The sequence below is a fragment of the Mesorhizobium hawassense genome (assembly GCF_003289945.1).
GTDB classification, from domain to species: Bacteria; Pseudomonadota; Alphaproteobacteria; order Rhizobiales; family Rhizobiaceae; genus Mesorhizobium; species Mesorhizobium hawassense.
In genome coordinates this window covers 42367-63726 of record NZ_QMBP01000027.1, presented here as the reverse complement: position 1 = coordinate 63726, position 21360 = coordinate 42367, and the positions used below count along the sequence as shown (strand labels likewise).

The 21360-nt window shown below is 59.6% G+C and carries 29 protein-coding genes and 2 tRNA genes; 21 read left to right on the top strand and 10 right to left on the bottom strand.

Annotated features, from left to right (window positions below; all coding sequences use genetic code 11):
- The first annotated feature begins 116 nt into the window (after nt 1-116).
- The 7 genes from DPM33_RS32980 to DPM33_RS32950 all read left to right on the top strand — a co-directional run bounded on the left by DPM33_RS32980 (nt 117) and on the right by DPM33_RS32950 (nt 4227).
- Nucleotides 117-347, top strand: a complete 231-nt coding sequence (locus DPM33_RS32980; protein WP_112101542.1) for a hypothetical protein — start codon at nt 117-119, stop codon at nt 345-347.
- 277 nt (nt 348-624) lie between these two features.
- The gene (locus DPM33_RS32975) at nt 625-969 is read left to right on the top strand and encodes a hypothetical protein (protein WP_112101541.1); all 345 of its coding nucleotides are present in this window, start codon (nt 625-627) and stop codon (nt 967-969) included.
- A complete protein-coding gene (locus DPM33_RS32970; RefSeq protein ID WP_112101540.1) occupies nt 969-1274 on the top strand; it encodes a hypothetical protein in 306 nt (101 codons plus the stop codon). The genes DPM33_RS32975 and DPM33_RS32970 overlap by 1 nt, the downstream gene beginning before the upstream one ends.
- A gap of 649 nt (nt 1275-1923) precedes the next feature.
- Nucleotides 1924-2409 carry a toll/interleukin-1 receptor domain-containing protein gene (locus DPM33_RS32965; protein WP_342634389.1) on the top strand — a complete coding sequence of 162 codons (486 nt, stop codon included), beginning with the start codon at nt 1924-1926 and terminating at the stop codon, nt 2407-2409.
- 490 nt (nt 2410-2899) lie between these two features.
- Complete coding sequence (locus DPM33_RS32960) at nt 2900-3439, top strand: hypothetical protein (protein WP_112101538.1); 540 nt, start codon at nt 2900-2902, stop codon at nt 3437-3439.
- Nucleotides 3436-3663: a hypothetical protein gene (locus DPM33_RS32955; RefSeq protein WP_112101537.1), complete on the top strand. Its 228-nt coding sequence runs from the start codon at nt 3436-3438 to the stop codon at nt 3661-3663. Before DPM33_RS32960 ends, DPM33_RS32955 begins: the two co-directional genes overlap by 4 nt.
- A 12-nt stretch (nt 3664-3675) precedes the next feature.
- The gene (locus DPM33_RS32950; RefSeq protein ID WP_112101536.1) at nt 3676-4227 is read left to right on the top strand and encodes a hypothetical protein; all 552 of its coding nucleotides are present in this window, start codon (nt 3676-3678) and stop codon (nt 4225-4227) included.
- On the opposite strand, the gene DPM33_RS32945 is transcribed toward DPM33_RS32950, so the two are convergent.
- A complete protein-coding gene (locus DPM33_RS32945; protein WP_112101535.1) occupies nt 4220-4411 on the bottom strand; it encodes a hypothetical protein in 192 nt (63 codons plus the stop codon). The two genes, DPM33_RS32950 and DPM33_RS32945, sit on opposite strands and share 8 nt — an antisense overlap.
- Between DPM33_RS32945 and DPM33_RS32940 the strand changes: the two genes are divergently transcribed.
- Both DPM33_RS32940 and DPM33_RS32935 read left to right on the top strand, forming a co-directional pair.
- A complete protein-coding gene (locus DPM33_RS32940) occupies nt 4398-4928 on the top strand; it encodes an HK97 family phage prohead protease (RefSeq protein ID WP_112101534.1) in 531 nt (176 codons plus the stop codon). The two genes, DPM33_RS32945 and DPM33_RS32940, sit on opposite strands and share 14 nt — an antisense overlap.
- A complete protein-coding gene (locus tag DPM33_RS32935) occupies nt 4925-5116 on the top strand; it encodes a hypothetical protein (RefSeq protein WP_112101533.1) in 192 nt (63 codons plus the stop codon). Before DPM33_RS32940 ends, DPM33_RS32935 begins: the two co-directional genes overlap by 4 nt.
- Here the strand turns inward: DPM33_RS32935 and DPM33_RS32930 are convergent.
- Nucleotides 5113-5547 (bottom strand): hypothetical protein, encoded by a 435-nt coding sequence (locus DPM33_RS32930; protein WP_112101532.1) that lies wholly within the window; start codon nt 5545-5547, stop codon nt 5113-5115. The two genes, DPM33_RS32935 and DPM33_RS32930, sit on opposite strands and share 4 nt — an antisense overlap.
- A gap of 997 nt (nt 5548-6544) precedes the next feature.
- On the opposite strand from DPM33_RS32930, the gene DPM33_RS32920 reads away from it, so the two are divergent.
- A complete protein-coding gene (locus DPM33_RS32920; protein ID WP_146770369.1) occupies nt 6545-7096 on the top strand; it encodes a hypothetical protein in 552 nt (183 codons plus the stop codon).
- Between the two features lie 271 nt (nt 7097-7367).
- A complete protein-coding gene (locus tag DPM33_RS32915; protein WP_167449295.1) occupies nt 7368-8459 on the top strand; it encodes an NUDIX hydrolase in 1092 nt (363 codons plus the stop codon).
- 11 nt (nt 8460-8470) lie between these two features.
- Here the strand turns inward: DPM33_RS32915 and DPM33_RS32910 are convergent, their stop codons facing one another.
- The gene (locus tag DPM33_RS32910; RefSeq protein WP_112101528.1) at nt 8471-9271 is read right to left on the bottom strand and encodes a tetratricopeptide repeat protein; all 801 of its coding nucleotides are present in this window, start codon (nt 9269-9271) and stop codon (nt 8471-8473) included.
- Between the two features lie 267 nt (nt 9272-9538).
- Here DPM33_RS32910 and DPM33_RS32900 point away from each other — a divergent pair, with 267 nt between their 5' ends.
- Both DPM33_RS32900 and DPM33_RS32895 read left to right on the top strand, forming a co-directional pair.
- Nucleotides 9539-11917 carry a hypothetical protein gene (locus DPM33_RS32900; RefSeq protein WP_112101526.1) on the top strand — a complete coding sequence of 793 codons (2379 nt, stop codon included), beginning with the start codon at nt 9539-9541 and terminating at the stop codon, nt 11915-11917.
- A gap of 349 nt (nt 11918-12266) precedes the next feature.
- Entirely contained in the window at nt 12267-12503 is a 237-nt protein-coding gene (locus DPM33_RS32895) for a hypothetical protein (RefSeq protein WP_112101525.1), read from the top strand.
- A gap of 114 nt (nt 12504-12617) precedes the next feature.
- Here the strand turns inward: DPM33_RS32895 and DPM33_RS32890 are convergent, their stop codons facing one another.
- The 3 genes from DPM33_RS32890 to DPM33_RS36500 form a co-directional block, all read right to left on the bottom strand.
- Nucleotides 12618-12815 (bottom strand): hypothetical protein, encoded by a 198-nt coding sequence (locus tag DPM33_RS32890; protein WP_112101524.1) that lies wholly within the window; start codon nt 12813-12815, stop codon nt 12618-12620.
- Entirely contained in the window at nt 12812-13225 is a 414-nt protein-coding gene (locus DPM33_RS32885; RefSeq protein WP_146770368.1) for a helix-turn-helix domain-containing protein, read from the bottom strand. Before DPM33_RS32885 ends, DPM33_RS32890 begins: the two co-directional genes overlap by 4 nt.
- A gap of 121 nt (nt 13226-13346) precedes the next feature.
- Nucleotides 13347-13511: a hypothetical protein gene (locus DPM33_RS36500; RefSeq protein ID WP_167449294.1), complete on the bottom strand. Its 165-nt coding sequence runs from the start codon at nt 13509-13511 to the stop codon at nt 13347-13349.
- A gap of 99 nt (nt 13512-13610) precedes the next feature.
- On the opposite strand from DPM33_RS36500, the gene DPM33_RS32880 reads away from it, so the two are divergent.
- The 3 genes from DPM33_RS32880 to DPM33_RS37825 are packed head-to-tail and all read left to right on the top strand — an operon-like array spanning nt 13611 to nt 15361.
- Nucleotides 13611-13922, top strand: coding sequence for a hypothetical protein (locus DPM33_RS32880; RefSeq protein ID WP_112101522.1), 312 nt, complete (start codon nt 13611-13613; stop codon nt 13920-13922).
- A 57-nt stretch (nt 13923-13979) separates the two neighbouring features.
- On the top strand, nt 13980-14234 hold the full coding sequence (locus tag DPM33_RS32875; RefSeq protein ID WP_112101521.1) for an XRE family transcriptional regulator: 255 nt from the start codon (nt 13980-13982) through the stop codon (nt 14232-14234).
- Nucleotides 14207-15361 (top strand): tyrosine-type recombinase/integrase, encoded by a 1155-nt coding sequence (locus DPM33_RS37825; protein WP_112101547.1) that lies wholly within the window; start codon nt 14207-14209, stop codon nt 15359-15361. Before DPM33_RS32875 ends, DPM33_RS37825 begins: the two co-directional genes overlap by 28 nt.
- On the opposite strand, the gene DPM33_RS32865 is transcribed toward DPM33_RS37825, so the two are convergent.
- Nucleotides 15320-15396, bottom strand: a tRNA-Arg gene (locus DPM33_RS32865). The two genes, DPM33_RS37825 and DPM33_RS32865, sit on opposite strands and share 42 nt — an antisense overlap.
- Nucleotides 15397-15450: 54 nt before the next feature.
- Nucleotides 15451-15756 carry an ETC complex I subunit gene (locus DPM33_RS32860; RefSeq protein WP_112101520.1) on the bottom strand — a complete coding sequence of 102 codons (306 nt, stop codon included), beginning with the start codon at nt 15754-15756 and terminating at the stop codon, nt 15451-15453.
- A gap of 239 nt (nt 15757-15995) precedes the next feature.
- Here DPM33_RS32860 and DPM33_RS37680 point away from each other — a divergent pair, with 239 nt between their 5' ends.
- A complete protein-coding gene (locus DPM33_RS37680; RefSeq protein ID WP_146770367.1) occupies nt 15996-16964 on the top strand; it encodes an NAD(P)H-dependent oxidoreductase in 969 nt (322 codons plus the stop codon).
- A gap of 234 nt (nt 16965-17198) precedes the next feature.
- The gene (locus DPM33_RS32850; RefSeq protein ID WP_112101518.1) at nt 17199-18374 is read left to right on the top strand and encodes a flavin-containing monooxygenase; all 1176 of its coding nucleotides are present in this window, start codon (nt 17199-17201) and stop codon (nt 18372-18374) included.
- Between the two features lie 30 nt (nt 18375-18404).
- Here the strand turns inward: DPM33_RS32850 and DPM33_RS32845 are convergent, their stop codons facing one another.
- The gene (locus tag DPM33_RS32845) at nt 18405-18908 is read right to left on the bottom strand and encodes a YbjN domain-containing protein (protein WP_112101517.1); all 504 of its coding nucleotides are present in this window, start codon (nt 18906-18908) and stop codon (nt 18405-18407) included.
- A gap of 164 nt (nt 18909-19072) precedes the next feature.
- On the opposite strand from DPM33_RS32845, the gene DPM33_RS32840 reads away from it, so the two are divergent.
- From DPM33_RS32840 to DPM33_RS32830, 3 genes are all read left to right on the top strand, one after another.
- Nucleotides 19073-19149 (top strand) — tRNA-Pro (locus tag DPM33_RS32840).
- Between the two features lie 182 nt (nt 19150-19331).
- The gene (locus tag DPM33_RS32835) at nt 19332-20045 is read left to right on the top strand and encodes an LCP family protein (protein ID WP_167449293.1); all 714 of its coding nucleotides are present in this window, start codon (nt 19332-19334) and stop codon (nt 20043-20045) included.
- 271 nt (nt 20046-20316) lie between these two features.
- A complete protein-coding gene (locus DPM33_RS32830) occupies nt 20317-20580 on the top strand; it encodes a hypothetical protein (RefSeq protein WP_112101515.1) in 264 nt (87 codons plus the stop codon).
- A gap of 74 nt (nt 20581-20654) precedes the next feature.
- On the opposite strand, the gene hdaA is transcribed toward DPM33_RS32830, so the two are convergent.
- Nucleotides 20655-21359, bottom strand: a complete 705-nt coding sequence (gene hdaA / locus DPM33_RS32825) for a DnaA regulatory inactivator HdaA (RefSeq protein ID WP_112101514.1) — start codon at nt 21357-21359, stop codon at nt 20655-20657.
- Between the last annotated feature and the right edge of the window lies 1 nt (nt 21360).

Here is a 21360-nt window from a genome sequence, read left to right as displayed (position 1 = left end):
ACCCTGTTCCACCCCCTGTCCCTTCCACCCCCTATAACCCCCGCTGGGGTGGAACACCCTGCCACCGGCTGGAAGCCCGGTGGCGTGTTCACACCCACAGCAATCTGGAGACCATCATGACTTACGAGACGCGCGGCACCGCCGCGCTTGGCGAGGAAGCCTTTGATGCAGCCCATCCCATCCACGGAGCCAGCTGCCGAGTGCTAGCGGTAAACGACGACGACCCAGAGCACGTAAAGTGGCTGGTCGCCTTCACCGACCGTGCCGGGCGCAAGGTGGTGGAAACGGTCAGCGCTGTGATGCCGGGCAAGGATCCATTCGGCAAGACGAAGCACTGGACCTGGTGATACATGACAGCCCTGAGCGACAACGATAGGCCGTACCGCGGCAGGCGCATGCGCTGGAGCGAGTTCTACGAATTGCGCCCCGACCTACGGCCCGCCAACGACAACGCGCCTGCAGGCCGCGAACGGCACCCCCTAGGGGGTGTCCGAGGCCTTAGCCCGGTCGAAACCCCGGACCGGCGTGCGCACCAACATACGCGCTGGCAAGGGACCGGTTGAAACAAAATTCGGCGGCCTTGCAAACCAAGGCACTGAGCCCTGAAAACACAGGAATAACCCAATGAAAGAAGGCGTAAACGCGCCAAAAGTGCCGCCACATCTGCGGCCAGCAACCAAAAAGTGGTTCAAAACAGTTGTCGAAGACTATGGCCACGCGCTGGAGGGGCACCATGTCCGCCTGCTGACGCTCGCTGCCGAGGCTTGGGATCAGGCGCAGACCGCACGCGAGGTTTTGGACAAAGACGGCCAGACTTTCCTCGACCGTTTCGGCCAGCCAAAGGAGCGGCCGGAATGCGGGATACTCCAAAACGCCCGTATCGCATTCGCCAGGTTGATCCGCGAACTTGCGTTCGACGTCGATGACCCAGCCAGCAGCAGACCTCCACGCACTAGGGACTATCGCTGATGGTTCGCAGGCTGAGGAAACGGCGCGCTAAGCTGCGTGAAATCCCTCTGTGGACGGTCGACTTGTGGATGCGCGGCGGTCGCGACTATTTCGAGGATCTCGCTGATTACGGTTTCGAGCCAACGCGAGACATCATCCCCGACGACGTGCTGATGCCCCTATGGGAAGACTACCGCGATGAGCTTGAAGCGGAGTGGAGCAATCCGCGATCGCCGTTTTACGACCATCCATCCGATCGGCGAGAGCCCTACATTTTCGAGGTGATAAAACGCGCCGGCAGCGGGTGGCGCAATAGGTCAAATTAAAGGAGGGGAGCATTCCTGCCCCCTCCTCATAAATTTCTTAATGCTTACGTCGCTTTTTCTTGGTATCTCCTTTCCCTTTTAAAAGCGTCCATCCTTGAAGAGCAATTAAAAACAGGTTGCTCGCCGTGCGGATTAGTTCAAGTCCGTCGTGTAACTCCACTGTTGTTGATCCTTTCATTCTGAGGTTGCTTCATTAGCTCACCATGGGTTTCGGTGACTTGGCCTACGATTGTCTCGGACCACCCGAGAGTCGCGCCAATGTGAAATATAGCACACATCGCCGGAAAAATGAATGACTTGCGTGCAACAGTTTCCCCTAAAAAAACTGTAGGTTCCCTCTTGTAGCAGTAAATGGAGACAACCATTTCTAGCCAACTCGGAAAGGGCCGGGTGAGAGGGGGACTACCACATGGCTAGATGTACAGCACCAGTAGAGGGCCATCGCTCAGCGAGCGCCGCTGCGAACTGCCCTGCATGCCGCGGCGGCCGATATGGCCGCCGCTACAGTGGTTATAGCAGCGGGTATAGCAGCTACCCCTCGTACTCATCGCCGCCGTCCTACTCTTCGCCAGGAAGCAGCGGCGGTGGGAGCCGCGGCGGTGGTTCCAGCCGCACCTCAAAGCCGCGGTGGTCGCGAGCCGGTTCGGGCGTGTTCTACACACCTGAACAGGTGCAGGCGCTCACACCCGTTCGCGCGAACGTCGAGAACTTGGCGGCGGCGCAGCCTGACCTTCGCGACGTGTTTCTCTGTCACGCGTGGGACGACAGGCAGGGGTCCGCGAAGGAACTGCATGATCTGCTCGAAGCGCGCGGCGTGCGCGTTTGGTTCAGCGAGAAGGATCTTGGCCTCGGCGTGCCGATGATGCGGGCTATCGACAAGGGCCTGGTGAATTCGCGCGTCGGCATAGTTTTGGTGACCCCGGCTATGTTGCGACGCCTCCCGGCAGAAGGCGTCGCAGACAAAGAGCTTTCGGCGCTGCTCAGGCGAGAGCGGCTCGTGCCGGTTGTTCATGGAACGACCTATGACGAACTTGAGAAGGTTAGCATGCTGCTAGCCTCACGAGCAGGGCTGAATACCGCCGAAGAGTCGATGGCGGAAGTCGCGGCAAAGATCGCCGAGTTGGTCAAAATCTAGCTATATTGCCGGGCTGTTGCCGTAGGTTGTCTCCGAAATGCAACAGGCTCTGGGCACTTGCTTGCCAATGTGCGATTTCTTCGCGCTGACTGGCAAAATCGTGGCCAGTTGTAGCGTATGTATATGAAGGGGATAGTTTGCGGTTCCTGACCGGGCAATCGCCCAAATCGTCTCCAAAATGCAACACACCTCCCCCAAGTCACTCACCTGCGGGCGATTTCAGCATTTTTCTTCCTAGCAACGGCCACTTTTCGCGTTTTCGCGGAGAGTAATATGAGGGGGTGTGAATTCGGCCCCGAGCCAAACGCTCGACCCTTCACGCGAAAGGGAGACATTTCACCATACTCGCAGAGAGTATGATGAAGGCCTAGTTCCCCTTCAGAAATTCGTCATTGCGGCAGTACCGCAGGCGACAGCTCGCGCTCCAGGCGCGGGCTTTTTTTAAACCGAATCCACTTTGAACGATTAAGCGTGAAAGGAGGCCAGATGCATGGCCGCACCTAATCAAGCCTTCGTGGCCATTGAGCGCCATCTTGGCTTTCCAGAAACCAGAAGCCGAACGACGGCCCGCAGCCTGCAGGAAGGCGACCTGTGGCCGTTGGGCGGCCCTGGCGCTGCCCCTGAACTCGACATCGATGACGTAGTCTCGCTGATCATTGCTTTGGCTGTCGACGGGCCGCTGCACAGGGCGGCCGGTGCCGTCCGCGCATGGCGCGACATGACGCCTGGCGGTGCCGATCTCACAGGCGCTCCGGACAGGATCGATACGGCCGGTCGAGCGCTCGATATCTTTGCCGATGCCGCGGTTCACGGCGAGCACCCAGACCTGCTTCGTCGCGACCTGATCGAGGTGGTTTCCTCCTGGCCTGAGATTGTCATCGCCAACGGCCTGACCGGCGCCGCAGCGCGCTTTGTGCCTGCGGGTGCCGATGCTGGCCATTGGCAGGCCGCAGGCCACCGCAAATCAACAACCCTTAATGGCGCAGCGCTTGTCGACTGCCTGCGCGAACTCTTCGGAGACAGCGAATGACGACACCCATTCTTGAAGTCAAAACGAGCACTGAGACGCAGCTGCTTTACGGCAAGGGGGCGCGCTTCGCTGCCTCATCCGATGGCGTCGTGAACATCCGGCCGATCGACAACAACGCCGTCACTGTTCGCGCAATCTTCACCGCCACCAAGAGTCGGCCGCTGAACGGCGGCGATGCGCTCTCAGTCACCCTTTCCGCCGGCGACGTCATCGAACTGGTTTAAGGAGAAATCGCAATGGCTAAATCATCTGAATTCCACGTGCCCAGCCTGGCCGAAGCCGACACTGAATACGCCGCTATCGAGTCGCGGCTCGCCGAACTGGTTGAGCAGCACGCGCTGGCCCACCACGAAGTCGCTGCGCTCGAGGACGACATGCGTGCTAGGCCGGCGCCACGCATCCGCAGCGGCGTTGCTGAACTATTGGGCGATGTGGTTGACACCACTCTCCACCAACGACCGGCGAAGTTGAAAGACCTGCGTCAACGCGTTGCGGATCTAGAGGCCGCCACCAAGATCATGCGCGACCGCCTCAAAGATCGCCGCTCTGCCGCATCGCTTGCCGCATGCGCCATGGTGCGCGAAGAATACGGCCGGCGCGTCGCCAAGGCCTGCGCAGCTCTTGAGGCGTTCGTGACTGCAAACGCTGAGGCCGAAAAGGTGCTTGATTCCCTCGAGCGGGAAGACGTTGGCATCACCTACCTGCCATCAATGCGTCCGCTAAGCGCTTTCACCGAAAGCCTTGGCCGATACATCCTCGACGCTCAGAGGGCCGGCTATGTCAGTTGAACGCCAGAACGAACTCCGCGTCGAGCGCGCGACGGAGGGTGCCAAAAGACGCCCGATCCGACGCGCAGTGAAACTGCCCGGCGCCGCACAGCACGCGGATAACGATGAGGCTGCAGAGACAATCGCTCGCCGCATCCAGCTGGCGAAAATGGAGCGGCGAGTGAGACGGAATGGCTGACTTCATTGGCGGCTATGCTGCTGTCTTCGGAACAGAGACCGTGATTGGCGGTCTCTTTCGCGAAAAGTTCCTGGCTGGTGCTTTCGACCGCAGCCTTCGTGAAAATCCCGATGTGCTGGCCCTCTGGAATCATGACTGGGACAGGCCGCTGGGCAGGACGTCGGCGGGCACCTTGCAACTTCGCAGCGATCGGGCGGGATTGTACTTCTCGCTTACGCCGGACGAGACGACGCCAGACGGCCTCACGGCAATCGGCACGGTGCGCCGTCAGGACGTAAAGGGCTGCTCATTCTCGTTTACCGCAACGAGAGAGACATGGGTTGAGGGCACCGATAGCGAGTTGCCGCTGCGCATTGTAGAGGAGGCTCGGCTGTACGAGGTCACATTGACACCACTTCCAGCCTACCCGGAGACAAGTGCTGTGCTGGTCACGCGTTCGGCACCAGATCCGGTTGGCGACGTCGTTGTCGCCAGCCGCCGCCGCGCCGCAGCAGCTATGAGGCTTAGGGGCATTGCCGTATGAGGCCGCGCGAGACAGGTACGTTCATCGACGCGGCAGATCATCCGAGGGTGGCGCTCGCTGATGGTCAGCGGGTGCCGGTGGCGGGCGAGTGTGGTTCTTTTCGCGACGGTGACCCGGTGACCTTTTGGCTGGCCATCGAGTACACCCGCAAGGACCGCATGGTGGCGCATAGCCTCGATGCGGCCTAACGCTTCTTCAAGTAGTCGCGGATGTTCTTGAACGTGTTGGGGTCGTGGATGGCGCTTTGAAGCCGCTCACTAAGTACCGCATCGTCCTGAATGATACGCAGAACATCTCGGATTAGCTGATGAACGTATTCACCGGTTCTGCCAACGACAGGGCTGTCCAAAACAATAGCGCAAGCCAACTCGAGATCGTTGAATAGATCATAAAATGCAGCTTCACGGCTGCTGTCGTCGACAGATGGCACTGAGGAAATATGATCCACGCGAGATCGAACGCTCTCGTGGATGCCGACGACAGCCGACGCGGATCCGGCTAGTTTGTCCCTCCTTATTTGGAAGAAAACTATCACCAGACCCGCAATAGCAACCGGAAAGCCGACTATGGTCACTACGTTTGCAGCGTAGCTGATCACAGCCGCATCGAAGATGCTCACTGCTTTTTGCCACCCGTTGCAGTTGAAGAGTTGCCGCCACTCGCAGAGGAGCCGTTTCCCGTTGAGGCGGTGCTTCCGCCTGCTGAGGATGACCCCGTGAGTTTACCCTGGTAATGCGCGGTCGTGGCGGATTTCTGCGCCACGTCAATTTTTACGGTCGTAACCGTGGATTGGCCTGAAGACTTCTCGGTCATTTATGTGTCTCTTTGGTTGTGATTGAACGAAAAACGGCGGGCCGAAGCCCGCCGCCAGTTTCATTTGCCGTGCCTGGTCGGATCGACCAGCTTGTAAGTGGATCCAGGCTTCGGGGTCGGCGGAAGCGGCTCGTTACGAGTCACTGTCCGTTCCGGTCCTCTGCCGCCACGCGGGCCAATAATTTCATACTGACCAGAGCGTGGAGCATGTTGACCAGGCCGAAGGGGAGGATTCTTCGCCATCTGTCGTTACTCCTGTGGCTTGCCAAAGGGGCCTCAGGACGCTAGTTGCCGACCTGCTAGGGAGCGGACTCGCGGTCTTTGTTCGTCCACTCGGCGCCACACGACCGCGGTACGCAACAGACAGAGGCAGACGGCGAATCAACTGCCGTCTGCCTTTTTGTTTGGCAGAACATTACTAAAATGTAAATAAATACCAGCGTCGCGGCGAAACCGAAAATACACGCCGTTGACAGGATGTCAACGCACAATATGTCAGCATTGCTGGCTTATTTTGTCGCACTGCGAAACAGGCTCGCCACGTCGGCACCGGCCTCCGCTCCAAGGAATCTCCCATGACCACACAACCTGCCACGGCCGGATCCCAGCCGCATGGAGCTGCGCCGAAACAAGCAAGCTTGGCGAACTGAGCCTGCGTGCGGCGCTCTTCGCGGCTGGCGGCAGTGCGGCGGATTACCCGGCACGAATTCGGTGGATACGTATTCGTCGACAACTACTAAATTTCAACGCCTGCTAGCTTTATGGTAGACACCTGACTCGGGGTTGTTTCCTTGGGGGGTATCTTGTCTGACGAAGAGCCTAGTGCTGGCGCACCGAGAGATTTGTCTCTCATGGCGCTTGGACGATTTGACGCGCTGTTCCTTTTCCTACTCTATTTGGTTAGCCTACTGTGGGCTGGATACAGGCTAATTCCACTTTTGGTGGGCCTCGGGCAGGAGGTCTTGCCTGAGCTAATTATCATCGAAATTCTAGGCTTTTCCGCGCTTGCCGGTTCGGCAATCTTCTATGCCAGGAAGCTATATAAGGCCGGCATCAATGGCAGTTACGACTTCTCCCCTGAGGGTTTGACCGTCAATCGACTTTCCACGATCGCATTTTTCATACTGCGCATCCCCACTGCTGTTGCTATCTCTCTCGTCCTGTATGGAATTTGGCGGATAAGCATAGACCTTGCGATACAGAACGATTTCAGCGCGGGAAAGGCGTCCTCGAGATATCTATTCCTCGTCATGGGATTCTTCGCGGGTTTCTCCTCGGGTCGAATAATCACGTACTTCGAAAGCGAGGGACTGCGGTTCGCAACTCGTCCGGGCGAAATCAATGGTAAACGCTGAAACCGCGAAACAAATTCAAGAGCTGGAAAGGTTGGCGGCCAAGATATTGGCCCTTAAGCGGCGCGTTCGCCCCCGCCGCCCCATAGTGATCGAGTTTTCCGGATCGCCCAAGTCAGGAAAGACCTCTGCCCTAAACTCTCTTGACATTTTCCTGCGAAGGAACGGATTTCGGACCCGCGTCCTCACAGAGAGGGCCAGCGTGTGCCCTATCCCAAACAAGTTCGACCCTGTGTTCAATGTTTGGACCGGGTGCGCTGCTCTCAATCAACTCATGGATACGATCGCCAACAACGCGCTTCGTGTTGACGTTATAATTATGGACAGAGGCTTTTTTGACGCCCTGTGTTGGTTTGAATGGCAGCGGACGAACGGCTTGCTCCGGCAAGACGATTACGACCGCTTCATCAATTTCTTTTTAGCGCCTCGCTTTCGGATGGTAATCGACTTGGTTTTGGCCTTTGATGCATCACCTGACACGTCCATCGAGCGCGAGTACCGAAACCTGCTGACGAGGAAGGAGGGAAGCGTTATGCGCAGAGAAGTCTTGGCGTCCTATCGAGAGATAGTGAGCAAGTCTCTGGAAAAGTACAAGCATATGTTTCGACAGGTCACCATGTCCAACACTGACCAGAAAACACAGGACAAGGTGAGTTACGACATTACAAAACTGACGCTCGAAAAACTGCGTGGTATAGCCGATGAAAAGATCGGGCATATTCCGAGGTCGAAGATTAACTCTGGCCTTAGTTCTGTATTCCGCTTTGACGAAATTCGCGATGCGGTCGAAGGTTCGATGGCATATGCTGAACGCGACGCCGTCGAACATGACTCTAGCCTGGTGCAGTTGCTTCCCATAGCGGTCATTAAACAAAGGGGCGAGCCGCGTATTCTTGTGGGGCGCAAAGCTGAGAAGGCCGTGTCTGTGAAGTCACCAGAGCGGAAAAAGTTACTCGGGTACTTTGGTGGACACGTGCGCGAAGAGGATTCAAATTTTCTTGTCGATCAAAACAATCTTGAGGTGCTGAAGCAGTGCCTTTACCGAGAAGTCAAAGAGGAGATTGGCATCGACGTCGATCCATCCGATGACAATCCCTATTGCATCTGGGTTAGAGACGGGACCAAATCTGAAAACCATCTTGCGGTGGTTTTCGTAATCGAGAGAGACTTACAGAATACCCGTGTGACAGTCGATGGCGAAGAAATGGTTCGCTATGAGAAAAAGGGCGTTACTGGGACCGGAGCGATATTAAATACAAATCAGCTTCTTAAACGTGAGAAAATCGATAGCTGGACTAAAAACATAATTGAGAAGATTATCGGCCTACAAGATACAGAGGACGCTTACCAGAAGGGACTGTTCTAACGCACCGCCACCTACTTAGGCTCATTAGGTCGACTTGTTGGCTTTCTGGCTTTGGAACTCTTCCGAATGGAAAGTTGAGCGCCGTCTGAACGCGGTCGAGCTAATTTTATTTGGGAACCTCCTGACCCGCTTTGGATTTGATGGAGCAGGTCTTGCCGATCGACTGTTCCTGCCATTCTGTGAGCTTCCGCCAAGGCTTGTTCGTAACGCCGCCTGCCTTCTTCAATAAATCCAGCATCGGCCTCCCATTGGGACCACATTGCGTAGGTTTCGGCCCGCAACCTCCTGGCGCTGTCGATGTCGCCAATTAACTCTCCGAGTGACGCCTCGAACTCGTTTCTCCCGTCTTGAAAGCGGCCGAGGCGGTAATAGAAGGCCGCAAGCCCCCGTCGATTCATCGCTCGCGAGCCTGGGTGATCGGATGCTCTGACGGATTCATGCCAAAGCGTCTCGGCGCGATCCCAGTTGAATGAGGATTCGAAGGCGCCAGCGAGCACGCTGTAGTCAACTTCAGTGGCCAAATCCGGAATCTCGCTTACTAAGAGATCGCCATGATTGGCGAGGTAACGACGCTGCGTGTTCACATGTCGTCTTAATGGAACCAATTCCTTGCGTTTATCACCTTCAGCATAAATCAGTTTCGACATTTCGATATTTGCAGAAACGATAGCAGCGACTGTGTCCGTCAATGCCTTCCTGGTGGCCAACTTGTCCTGCTTGTTCTTTTGCCTGTATGTCACAACTAGGGAAACGGTGGACAATCCCAAAGAGGTAACACTAATTGCGATTGGAATTGCCTGCGAGAAATCCATTTAACCCCTCTTCATAGGAACATCGTGAAGCAAATCAGAAATCAACAGCCACGGCAACAGCAAGGAAAAACTATGAACGACCCGAAACCCGCTGAAGGGGCGGAAACCCTCCCGCTCGCCCCGACTCCAGACCAGGACGTCGGCACGCCCCATGACGACGGTAGCACCTTCGATGATGGCAGCGGTTACGAATAGTAGCCCGCGCCCATAAACCCTAAGCACTTCTTACGGCCCGCCACTGCGCGGGCCTCTTCATATGGAATCACAATGGTTGACTTAGCAGCGTCGGTTTGGCGCGATTTTACCACAGACGGCGTCCCCTCCAGCGGCAACTGGACGCCCTATAAATCAAAAATCCGCCAATGGGGCACCTGGCTCGAGGGCATCATTACGGCGTTTACGTCGAACGGCGGCCTCATCTACACCAGCCTTGCCGCGATGAATGCAGACCTCGCCCATGGCGCCAATTCTTCGGCATGGGTTGTTGGTGACGCAACGGTTGCCAACAATGGCGTCTACCAGAAGCTTGGCGCAAGCGGTGCCGGCTCTTGGTCTCGCGTTGCTGACCTGCCGTATAGTTTTATAAAGGCATCGAACGCGGGCACCGGCTCGGCCAACGCTATCGTTGCCACCACCGCCATTCCGCTGCCGGCGAACGACGGCGCCACGCTAATCGCGCTCAACATCACCACCAACAACACTGGCGCCGCGACAGTGGCGTTCAACGGCGCTACGGCGCTGCCGATCAAGACCAACAGCGGCAGCGACGTTCAGGCCAACTACTTGGTGGCTGGCGCTATCGTGGCCGGCTACGTGTCGGTCGGTACTTTCCGCCTGCTTTCCGATGTGGCATCGGCGGCCGACCGTGCCGCGGCTGAAACTGCAGCTACCAACGCGGCGGCAAGCGCTGCTGCAGCGGCGGCATCTGCTGGCAGCATCAACCTGCCCAGCCCAGCCGCTAGCACGTTCCTACAGCGCAATGCCGGCAATTCGGCATACGTCACGCAGACTGCGGCGCAGGTCAGGGCTACCCTGTTGGCGGCCGGCCTGATCGCAAACGCGGATGTCTTCGATCCTGCTGGCAACGCGGCAAATGGCATTTCGGCTGCCAAGCTGTTCTTCCTAAATCTTGGCGCAAACGCAGTAGCTCGTCTTGTATCCGCCAAGCTTGACCGTGTGGTTGAGCTTGAGGATTTCGGCGGCAAGGGCGACGACAGCACCGACAATTTGACCGCCTTCCAATATGCCAACACCTATTTGGTCGCGAATGGCGGTGGCGTCATCAGGCTGCGCCGTGGCGGCATCTATCGGCTGAGTGCGGCCGTCACGCTGGGCAATGCGGTATCGGTGCTTGGCGACCACTATGCGTCAATAATCAAGACCACCTCTGCCACCGCAGACATGCTTATCCTCGGCGGCAATTGCGTTGTGCGTGGCGTGACGTTTGCAACCACGGTCACGCGCACTGGTGGGCGAGCCATCGGTATCGACAGCGTCGGCCAAGTGCTCGTCTACGAGAACCTTTTCAACGGCCACTACATCGGCATCCAGACGACCGGCCCTTGCTCGCTGATCTGGATCCGCGACAACAGCATCTACAAGTCGGCCAATGCCACCTCGTTCGGCATCCAGATCGGCGGCGGCGCAGGTGCTGTCGGCAACGACTTCTTTATCCGCGACAACTTCATCCGTGGTGCCGCCAGCGGCACGCAGGGTTACGCGGGCATCGACATCCGTCAGTCTGGCGGCACCTACACCTCAGGCAATTCGATTCTGTGGTGCGGAAGCGCCTACCTCATCGACCCGCAGAATACCCAAACGGTCACCTGGACGTTTTCGATCGGCGATACGTGCGACACAAGCACGTATGGCTTTTGCATTGCGCCGGCAGCTGGCGGGTCAATCAAGGGCACATTCATTGATGGGCCATGGGCCTCCACCTGCACCAACAACGGCATCATCGTTGGATCGCTCGGCAACATCGACGGCACGGACATTAACAACCCGCGGGTCTTCAACAACCAGCAGGTTGGCATCAACGTCACTGGCGGCGCCTTCCTGAACATCAATGGCGGCATGGTTGCTGGTAACAGCGGCGCGTCGTCGGGCACCTACAGCGGCATCCTTGTAGCTGCTGGCATATCGGACTTCAGCATTATCGGCGTGCAGTCTGGTGCCGGCGTTGGCTTTGGCGCCAGCCACAAGTACGGCATCGAGATCGCGGCCGGCGCAAGCAACAACTATATCGTCATGGGATGTCGCCTGCGCGCCAACATATCCGGCGGCGTCTCAGATGGCGGTACCGGCTCTACGAAGCAAGTCGGCGGCAACGCGCCTGACATTGGCGGCCTAGACCGCGTGGCGCCAACAACGACAAACGTCGACCTGACAGTCGCGTCAAGCGTCACCGACATCATTGTCACGAAGGGGTCGACCTGCACGATCACTTTGCCGTCTGCGGCGACATTCCCCGGCAGGCGTATCACAATCAGAACGACGGTCGCGTTCACGACTGTGTCGGCTTCATCCAATGTCTTGCCCCTCGCGGGCGGGGCGGCGGGCACGGCGATCCTGGCAGCGACAGCCGGCAAGTGGGCCGATCTTATTAGCGACGGCACGAATTGGCTAATCCACCGGGCAAACTGACGGCCAACCGGCGCACTGAAACACGAGAAACTTGTATAAAGCGATTTTCAGGTGTTGCGAAAATCGCACCGTGGAACCAAAATGGTTACACCCTGAAACGGGAACGAGGAGGCAGCGCTAACTGCCCCCTCGCCCGCGGGTACGCTCCAAGCTGGAACGCGGGGTTTGCGGCTTAAGTCATTTTCCAGGTGACACCGCAGACCCCATCCAACTCCTCCCAATGTACTGAAAACCGACTCACTCCGCCCGCAAAGGCAGGAGTTTCCCACAAGCTTTTTGTTCTCTTTTAGTTCTTGTCACTTTAGGTGCAGCTTGATAGGCTTATTTTCCTATCGTGTAGGAACACCGGATGCCTCGCCGACGTCGCTTCCCAGCCATATCTGAATACCACCTCCAGCAGATTGACAGGGCGGCCTGGCTGCTGGGCAAGGAACTGTCCGCAGCGCAGCTGTCGCTGACGCCGTTCGTGCCGCACTACGACGCGTGCTCGGATCTTCAGCGTGACATCAAGCGTGCTCTGAATCTGCTAAACGGTCGGCCGGCGGATTATGAGAAGCCGCATCAGGCGCCGATGAGCGGCGGGTAGGCTTGCATCGCCGTTCCAGCCAAATAAAGGCCATCAAGCCGACGAGAAGAAGACCGAGCGCAATTTGTTCGGCGGCGTCGATCGCAGCCCAGACAAGTTTGCGCACTGGCGGCATCAATTGAATTCGCCACCCTTCGGCCACGGCAAGAAATCGTCGTCGTAGCCATCCTGCGAAAAGTAGTCCAAGGCTCGTGTGCCCTCTTTGGTCTCGTGCAGGCCGCACTGCGAAAGCAGGTTGCCGATGACTTGGTAGGCCTGGCCGGATTTGGCCTCGAGATCCTCGATGCGTTGGAGCATTTCGGCTTCGGTCATTCGCCGAACTCCTCCTTCAGAAGCTTTTTCGCCCAAGGCTTAGTCGAGCGCTGCAGGAACAGATTGCGCAGCTTTGGCGAGGCGGATTTGACCTTGCCAACACGCCCTTCAACTTGGCTGCGCACCGCGACGGCCGGTAGCGGCTGTTTCGCTGCTGGCCGCATTGCCTGCTTAATGCCTTCGACGTCGCTCTCCGTGAAGGTCACCTCACGCCCGTGCACCATACAGAGGCCATGGCGCTTGGCTATTTTCAGGACGCCGCGCCGCGTCATCCGCAGTGCAGCAGCCACCTCGTCCAGTGTGAAGACCTCATCCATGCGCGGCATGGATTGCACGCGCACCTCGGCGGAGTCAAGGCACTGTAATTGCTCACTAAATTGGTAATTTGGTAAGCCGGTCTCGCTTGCCATTGAGGCCGCGGCGAACTACCCTGCTGTTGGGCTAGTCAGGAACGGGCCGGCTGGTTTCGGCGAACCGATTTCGACGCCTCGAAATCTGGGCGTGCCGTGGCTTGATAAAACGCGGCGCGCCCTACTCTGCGGCTCCTTGGACTAAAAACCCCTTGGCTTCCAAGTCTGCGATGATGAGGATTTCGACATACGCCGCGACAGTACGGCGATCCGCCTTAGCGGCCTTCTCGAGCGCTGCCTTCACGGCTGGTTCGATTCTCAAACCGAGGGGTGCGGTACGGGCCATGCATGACTCCTGTTTGCAATTGTTAGCAGATGCTAGTTGACGGTGCGCTTGCATTGTTTTACCATTGCTAACATCAACTAGCAACGAGGAGTCGCCGACATGTTTAATGCAGTTCACCCCGGCCAGGTCGTGCAGTACGGCCAAGGAGCGAAGGCATTCGTCTTGGCGCCAGCGCACTTTGAAGGGTTTTGGCAGGTCGAGAATGTCTATGACGACGATGGCCCATTCGCGATAGTGGCCGAAGGGGATCTGAAGCCGGCCGAACTCGACGCAGACGAAATGTATATCTGCGGCCTTGCCAATGAACAGCAGGGCGGACTTGACTTTTATTTTGGTAAAGCGGTCCCAATAACGTCCTGCGCTCGCCGTTTCCTTCGGCGGGCGTTTCGCTTTTTTGAGACCGGTAGATGATGTTCCTTGCTTGGGTCGACAGGCTCATTGCCAATTGCATATGCCTAGAAGGAAACGATGATGCAGGTTGTTCAACCCAGAGGGCTACGGCGGGCAGCTGCGGCGGCTTACCTCGGCATCTCGCCATCACACTTTGACAAGGAGCTCGCTGCGGGCAACGTGCCGGCACCCAAGCTGCTGTTTGGGGTGACCTTGTATGATCGACACGACCTAGACGCTCTTTTTGACGGCAAGCCGGCGGCGGCTGCAGCCAACGACAATGATGCCGACTGGTGGGACCGCGAATGCGCCACAGAAAACCGACATACATAAACGAGTACGTCGACCGCCACGGGCGAGCGCGGATCTACCTTAGGCGCCCCGGCCACCCCCAATTGGCGTTGCCGACGCCGCTATACTCGCAAGAATTCTGGACAGCGTATCATGCCGCCATGGCAAACGAGCCCGTCAAGGCGAACCGTCTGAAGCCCGGTTCGATCGCTGCCGCTGTGCACGGGTACTATGGCAGCATCGAATTCAAGTCTCTGGCGGCCACGACGCAGGCTGTTTACCGCGGCGTGCTCGACCGCTTTGTCGCGAGCAAATACGGTGCCGGTCCGATTGCCGGGATGCAGGGCAAGCATGTTAACGCCATTATTGACGAGATGGCGTCGACACCAGCTGCAGCGTCGAATTTTCGCAAACGCCTTTCCGCCGTGATGGACTACGCGGTCTCGGCCGGTATGCGCGCTGACAACCCAGTCGCGGACGCAAAACGCGTTCGCTATGAGTCGGACGGCCACCGCACGTGGACCGAAGAGGACATTGCCGCCTACCGCGAACACTGGAAGGTCGGCACGCCCGAGCGCCTGGCCATGGAAGTCCTGCTCCATACTGGATTGCGTCGGTCCGATGCTGTGCGGCTCGGCTGGCGCCATGCAGCCAGCGGCGCTTTCGTGATCACGGCGCAAAAGACCGGAGCGGAACTGCACATCCCCATTACTGCAGAGCTTGCGCGGTTCCTGAAAAGCTGCCCGGCCGACAACAAAACGTTTATCGTCAAATCTGGCGACGCAGCGAGATCCGAGAAGGCGTTTTCAGCCTACATATCCGAGGCTGCAGCCAACGCAGGCTTGCCATCGCGTTCCTCCCCGCATGGCCTGAGGAAGGCTGCCTGCCGTCGACTCGCGGAAGCGGGCTGCACCGCGCCCGAGATCATGTCCATTACCGGTCACACCGACATTCGGGAGGTCGAACGCTATTGCCGGGAAGCCAGCCGCAAGCTGCTTTCCGCGCAAGCCATGGCTAAGCTTGAAGGCAGTTTTGATGTCATCAAGCTTCCCGGTTTGCCTAACCAGTCGGACGAGTTAGGCAATTCCGACGACAACATATTGAAATTGTTGACCAAAAAAGGAGATTGGCGATCCCGGCAGGATTCGAACCTGCGACCATCGGCTTAGAAGGCCGGTGCTCTATCCAGCTGAGCTACGGGACCGTCGGCCGGCCAAGCCGGCTGGTCTGTCATGCCGCGTGACGCAAGACCAGAAAGTCAGTGCGTCCAGGGCGTCCTGCGGTCATAGCGGAAATTGTCCGAATAGGAAATCTGCCGGCGCTTGGCTTCCTTCGGCTCTTCGACGCGATAGGCGATCTTTTCCTTTTCGGCATAAGCCACCGCCTCTTCCTTCGTGTCGAAGGTGAGCTTCACCTGGCTCAGCATGTCGCCCGAGGTGGTGTAACCCATCAGCGGGTCGATCTTCTTGCGCTGGGCGGGATCGAATTCCAGCACCCAATGTCCGGTCTTGGCCTTGCCGGACTGCATCGCGGTTTTGGCTGGACTGAAAATGCGCGCGGACATGACCACCTCTTTGCCGCCCGAAGATCCGGGCACTCCTTTGCGGCGCAATCTTCGAGGCTTCCCAGGGAGCCTTAAATCTCGCGCCAATCCGTCATTACTGTGCAATGGCCGCGGCGGCAAGGCCACAGGCGGCGCCCTGCCCGCCATCGCGCAGGGAACCTCGCCGCGCCGGCGACATTATCGAAATGTCGGCCGCGGCCGGCCTTCCCGCAAGCCATCATCGAAACGGACGTTTTGCCATGACCAATGCAACCGACCATGCCGTCCTGCAGCTTGCCGTGCTCGTCGGCAGCCTGCGCGCCCAATCCTTCAGCCGCAAGATCGCCAAGGCGCTTGCGGCCCGCGCGCCGGATTCGCTGCGCTGCCGCTTCATCGGGATCGGCGAGTTGCCGCTCTACAACGAGGATTTGGACGGCGACCGCCCGCCGGCGGCGTGGTCGGCCTTTCGCGCGGCGATACGCGAATCCGACGCGGTGCTGTTCGTCACCCCGGAATACAACCGCTCGATCCCTGGCTGCCTCAAGAATGCGCTGGATGTCGGCTCGCGGCCGTCGGGCAAGAGCGTGTTCAAGGGGCTGCCCGCCGGGGTGGTCAGCGTCACGCCGTATCAGCTTGGCGCTTTCGGCGCCAACCATGCGCTGAGACAAACCTTCGCCTTCCTCGACATGCCGGTGATGCAGCAGCCGGAGGCCTATATCGGCAATGTCACCGACTTGCTGGATGACAAAGGCGCCGTGACCAGCGGCGACACCGCCGCCTTCCTCGAAAAATTCATGGCCAGCCTCGAGACGTGGATCAGGACGGTGCATCCGGGCGGCTCATCCTTCGATGCCTTCATGAAGCAGCGCGAGAAGATCGCCGGGGACTATGTCAATGGCGACGCCGCCTCGCTGAAGGCGATCGTCACGCATGCCGGGCCGGCGACGTTCTTTTCGCCGCGCGGCGACCATCTGGAAGGCGCCGAGGCGGTTGCCGGCCGCTACGAACGCGACGCGGCGAGCTTCCACAAAGGCGGCAGCACCGACCTCGAGGTGCTGCAGGCGTCGGCAAGCGGCGACCTGGCCTTCTGGACCGGGCTGCAGCATGCCAGGGCGCGCATGGGCAAGAACGGCGAAGCGACCGAGATGACCCTGCGGGTGACCGAGGTGTTCCGGCTGGAGGACGGCGCGTTCAAGCTGGTGCACCGCCATGCCGACCCGGCTCATTAGAGCGTTTCACCGTTTCACGGAAACGGCGAACCACTCTATCTCTTTGTTTTGACGCAATTCCGGACGGAAAACCGCTCACACTTTTCCTGGAATTGCTCTAGAGGCCTCTTTGAAATCCGCGACACAATGCCGGAGGCTTTTGCAACGCCGCCTATTCCTTTTGGCCGGTGAGCGGCATATGTCAGATACATGGTCATGCCACTTGAAGGCATGATGGCGACGATGAAGACACGAATGGGCGCGGAAGCGAAAGTCTTGCCGTCGGGGGTCGGCGAGCCAGCGATACCGGACGGCGCGATCGTCATCGGCGCGGGCGCCGCGGGGCTCGTCGTCGCGCATGCGCTGGCCAAGGCCGGCGTGCCGACGCAGATACTTGAACGCGAGCAACGGCTGGCCGAGCCCTGGCATCGCCGCCACGACAATCTGCACCTCAACACCCATCGCGACCTCTCTTCCTTGCCGGGCGTGTCCTATCCGGCAGGAACGCCGGCCTTTCCGCACCGCAGCACCGTCATCCGCCATCTCAACGACTTCGCCGAGACGCATCGGCTGCCGATCGCCTTCGGTGTCGAGGTCGAGGAGATCGAATTTCGCGGCGACCATTGGCTGCTGCGCATAAGCGAGGGCCTGAAGGCGGCGCGACATGTGGTGATCGCCACCGGGCGCGACCGGCAACCCTTCATCCCAGCCTGGAAGGGCATGGAGCAGTTTTCGGGCAGGATCATCCATTCGGCCGATTTCGGCAAGGCGAGCGACTATACCGGCAAGAAGGTGCTGGTGGTCGGCGCCGGTAATTCCGGCTTCGACGCGCTCAACCATCTTTCCGGCGCCGAGACGGGCCAGATGTGGCTTTCGGCGCGCAACGGACCTTCGCTGTTGCCCAAGCGCATCGGTAAGATCGCGGTGCATCGCATATCGCCGCTCATGGCCAGCCTGCCCACATGGCTCGCGGATGCAGTCATGGCGGCGACGCAGCGCCTGGTGTTCGGGGATCTGACGAAATACGGCCTGCCCCCTGCCCCATCGGGCGGCGCCAGCCGGCTCGGCTCCGACTATACGGCGATCGCCGCCGACGACGGCGCGGTCGACGCCATCAAGGCCGGGCGCGTCATCGTCGTGCCGCAGTTGCGCGAATTCAGGCGTGACGACGTCGTGCTCGACAATGGCCAGCGCATTGCGCCCGACATCGTCATTGCCGCCACCGGCTACCGCACCGGACTGGAGAAGATGCTGGGCAAGCTCGGCGTGCTCGACGCCAAGGGCGTGCCGCTGTTCAACGGCGCCGCGAACGATCCGAAGCTGCCCGGGCTCTGGTTCACCGGCATGCGGCCGAGCATTCGCGGCTGCTTCGCCAACGCCAGAATCCAGGGCGCGGCGATCGCCAACAGGATCACGAGTCAGAAGCGCTGATCGGCCAGGACTCGGCCGGCAGTCTGCTGGTCATTTCTCCAGGAAGTTGGCGATGTTCTCCGTCGAGGTTGCGAACGCTTCCAGCGTCGACCGCAGCCAGGCCTTCGTCACGCCTCCCGTCAGAACGGCCCGATAGTCGCCGTAACATTTTCCGTCCTTGGACATCAGAAGGGTTACCCAGCCTGCGTTGTCGCCTTGGAACTGGTTGATCGCATCGACGGTCAGCGCGGTCTTGGGTGTCCAACTCCCGGTTTCCATCAGGATATATTTGCAGAGCTTCTGGTCGTCGCAGCCCCCGAGGCTGACGAAGAAGTTTCTCCCGCTCGAGGCGCTCGAGACAAAGTCGCCGCCGTTGTCCGACCCTATCTGGCCGCGATAGCCGGCGTTCTGCAGCGCGTCCCTAATGTCTTCCAGCGTGACTTTTGTGAGAACTTCAGGCTTGTCGCTAGCCTTGCTCGTGTCTTCCGCAAACGCGGGGAGACCGGCCAGAACCAATGGAAATGCGAAAGCTATGACGCGTGCGAAGCGTGCCATGTCCAAACCCCCAATTGACCCAAGGGAAAGTCAACAGCAGGTCCAACTGCTTGTCAATGAAACCGAGGTCAGGCGCTGTTCAACACTGCGGCATGGGCTCGACCGGGGCGCTTCCGTTTTTGTGTTGCCTTCCGGGCGTGCGCCCCCTATACGCCGCGGGACGTCGGAGTGTAGCGCAGCCTGGTAGCGCACCTGATTTGGGATCAGGGGGTCGCGTGTTCGAATCACGCCACTCCGACCATCGCTTCCTTTCTTGACCGAACCAGGCCCGGTCTCGCAGGGCGTCGCACCCTGAAGCGGGTTCAGCGTTTCACAGAATCGCCGAACCGCTTCAAGGACTTGTTTTGCGCAATTTCGGACGGAAAACCGCTACGCACTTTTCCTGGAATTGCTTTAGCCAGAAGGGCTCCAATCTTGGCAGCCGTGGTTGTAGCGATCCTGGACAGGGACAATTGGGACGCCAACACCGACATCACCGTCTTCGTGGATGTTTCCAGGCGCCGGCTGACATGGGTGCCGCGCGACCTCTGGTCTCCCCTCATCAGTGACCGCGTCAACGCGGCCTTCGCCATGGGTGGCGGCGGCTTGCTGCTCGACGCGCTCGCGGAGCTGGGATTTTCTGCACAGAGCGCCATCTGCCTCAGGCGCGGCGCGACCGAGGCAGCACTTGCCGGCGCCAGTGTCCGGGTGCCGGTCGGCGAACCGCTCGATTTCTGGTATCCGCTCCTCCCCACGAGCCGCATCGAGGACGGCCGCAAACTGGTATCGTTCCGGCCGCCGGGCGAAACGCTGTCGGGTGAACGGCTGCACCAGTGGATCGGCGCCCGCACCATGGTCGACGGCCACGGAACCGACTTCCACCGCATGCGGCGCCAGATCGTGTTCCTGCGCGCGCTCATCGCCCAGGGTTTCGATTTCCGCTCGGTGCTGAAGGATCCGGCGCTGGCGCGGATCGCCGGGGAGGACCCGTTGCCGATGCTTGCTCGCGTCACGGCCGGTTGGCGCATGCAAGTGCATGACTGGGTGGATGACGCCGTCCTCGACGGCAAGATGGTCCTGGTCCCGCGCAAGCCGAAGCCATGGTGGCGTCGGCAAATCCGTAGGTTGCGGGAAAAGCTCAAACGTACGCGGGCCTAGCCCATTCGGCCGCGGAAACGGTAAACCCGCCGGGCGAGAACCCCAACACCTCGAGCCCGGCGAGCCTACAACCCGATCTGGAACGCGACCGGGACCGGGATCAACCGGCATTGTCCGCGTTGCAAGAGCGATGCCGGAAAGTCTGTTCCGGAATGGGACAGCTCCGGCCGGATGCTCCGCGATTGATCACGTAAACGCCCGGCGCGGCTCGAATATTCCCTCGCTTCCAGCTTTGTCGCCGGTCTAGACTTCGCAGAAAGGGGGATTTTCGATGCCTGTTCTCGAAGCGCTGCTGTCGCTGATCGGCCCGGCCTATTTGGCCTATTACGGTTTTGCGGTTCCGGTGATGGTCGTCTGGGCCATTCTGTGCGCCGCGCTGTGGGTCTGGAACAACCGGCCGAGCAAGAGGCAGAATGGCGCCGCCCGTTCGCGGTCCACCGGCGTGATGCTCTTCGTCCTCGTTGCCGCCTGTTACGTTGCGGCACATACGGGAACTTATCTGCTGGCCCGGCATCTGGCCGGACTGTGGGCGTAACAGCGGAACCGCCTCTCCATCGCTTTGTTTCGACGCAATTCCTGACGGAAAACCGTGCCTCACTTTTCCTGGAATTAGATATCGAACTCGCCTTGCCCTTCGTCCATGGCGCTGACGGTCTCGGCGGCCAAGGCGCGGGTGATCGGCGTCTTGCGTTCGAGGGCCGCGCGGTCGAGGCGCTCGACGACGCGCATGGCGGTGCCGAGCGAGCGCTCGATGCGGCGCACCAGATATTGCACGACATGCGGCTCGACCTCGATCTGGCGGTCAGCGAAGAGTTTGGTGATGACGCCGGCGAGCAGGAGATCGTCCGGCTCGTGGATTTCCACCGTCGCCGCCGCCTTCAGCCGCGAGACGAGGTCGGGCAGCGCGACGCGCCAGGCCGAGGGAAAACGCCGCGCCGTCAAAAGCAGCGTCGAGCCGGCGCCGCGCACGGCGTTGATCAGGTGGAACAGGCCCTGCTCGTCGATTGCCGCCTTGTCGACGTCGTCGATGAGCGCCGGCCTGACGCCGAGCCCGGCAATATGCTCACCGATCCGGCCGGGATCGACGGCGACGGCATGCGCCCGATCCCGCCAGATCTGGGCAAGATGCGTCTTGCCGGAGCCCGGCGGCCCGGCCAGCACCACGACCGGCGACGGCCAGTCCGGCCAGCGGTCGATCAGCGATGCCGCCTGCGCATTGGTGCCCGAGACGACGAGCTCGTCGCGCGAATAGCCGGTGCCGTGGCCGAGATCGAGCGGCAGCTGGCGCGGCGTATCTGCTTGTTGAGCAGCCATT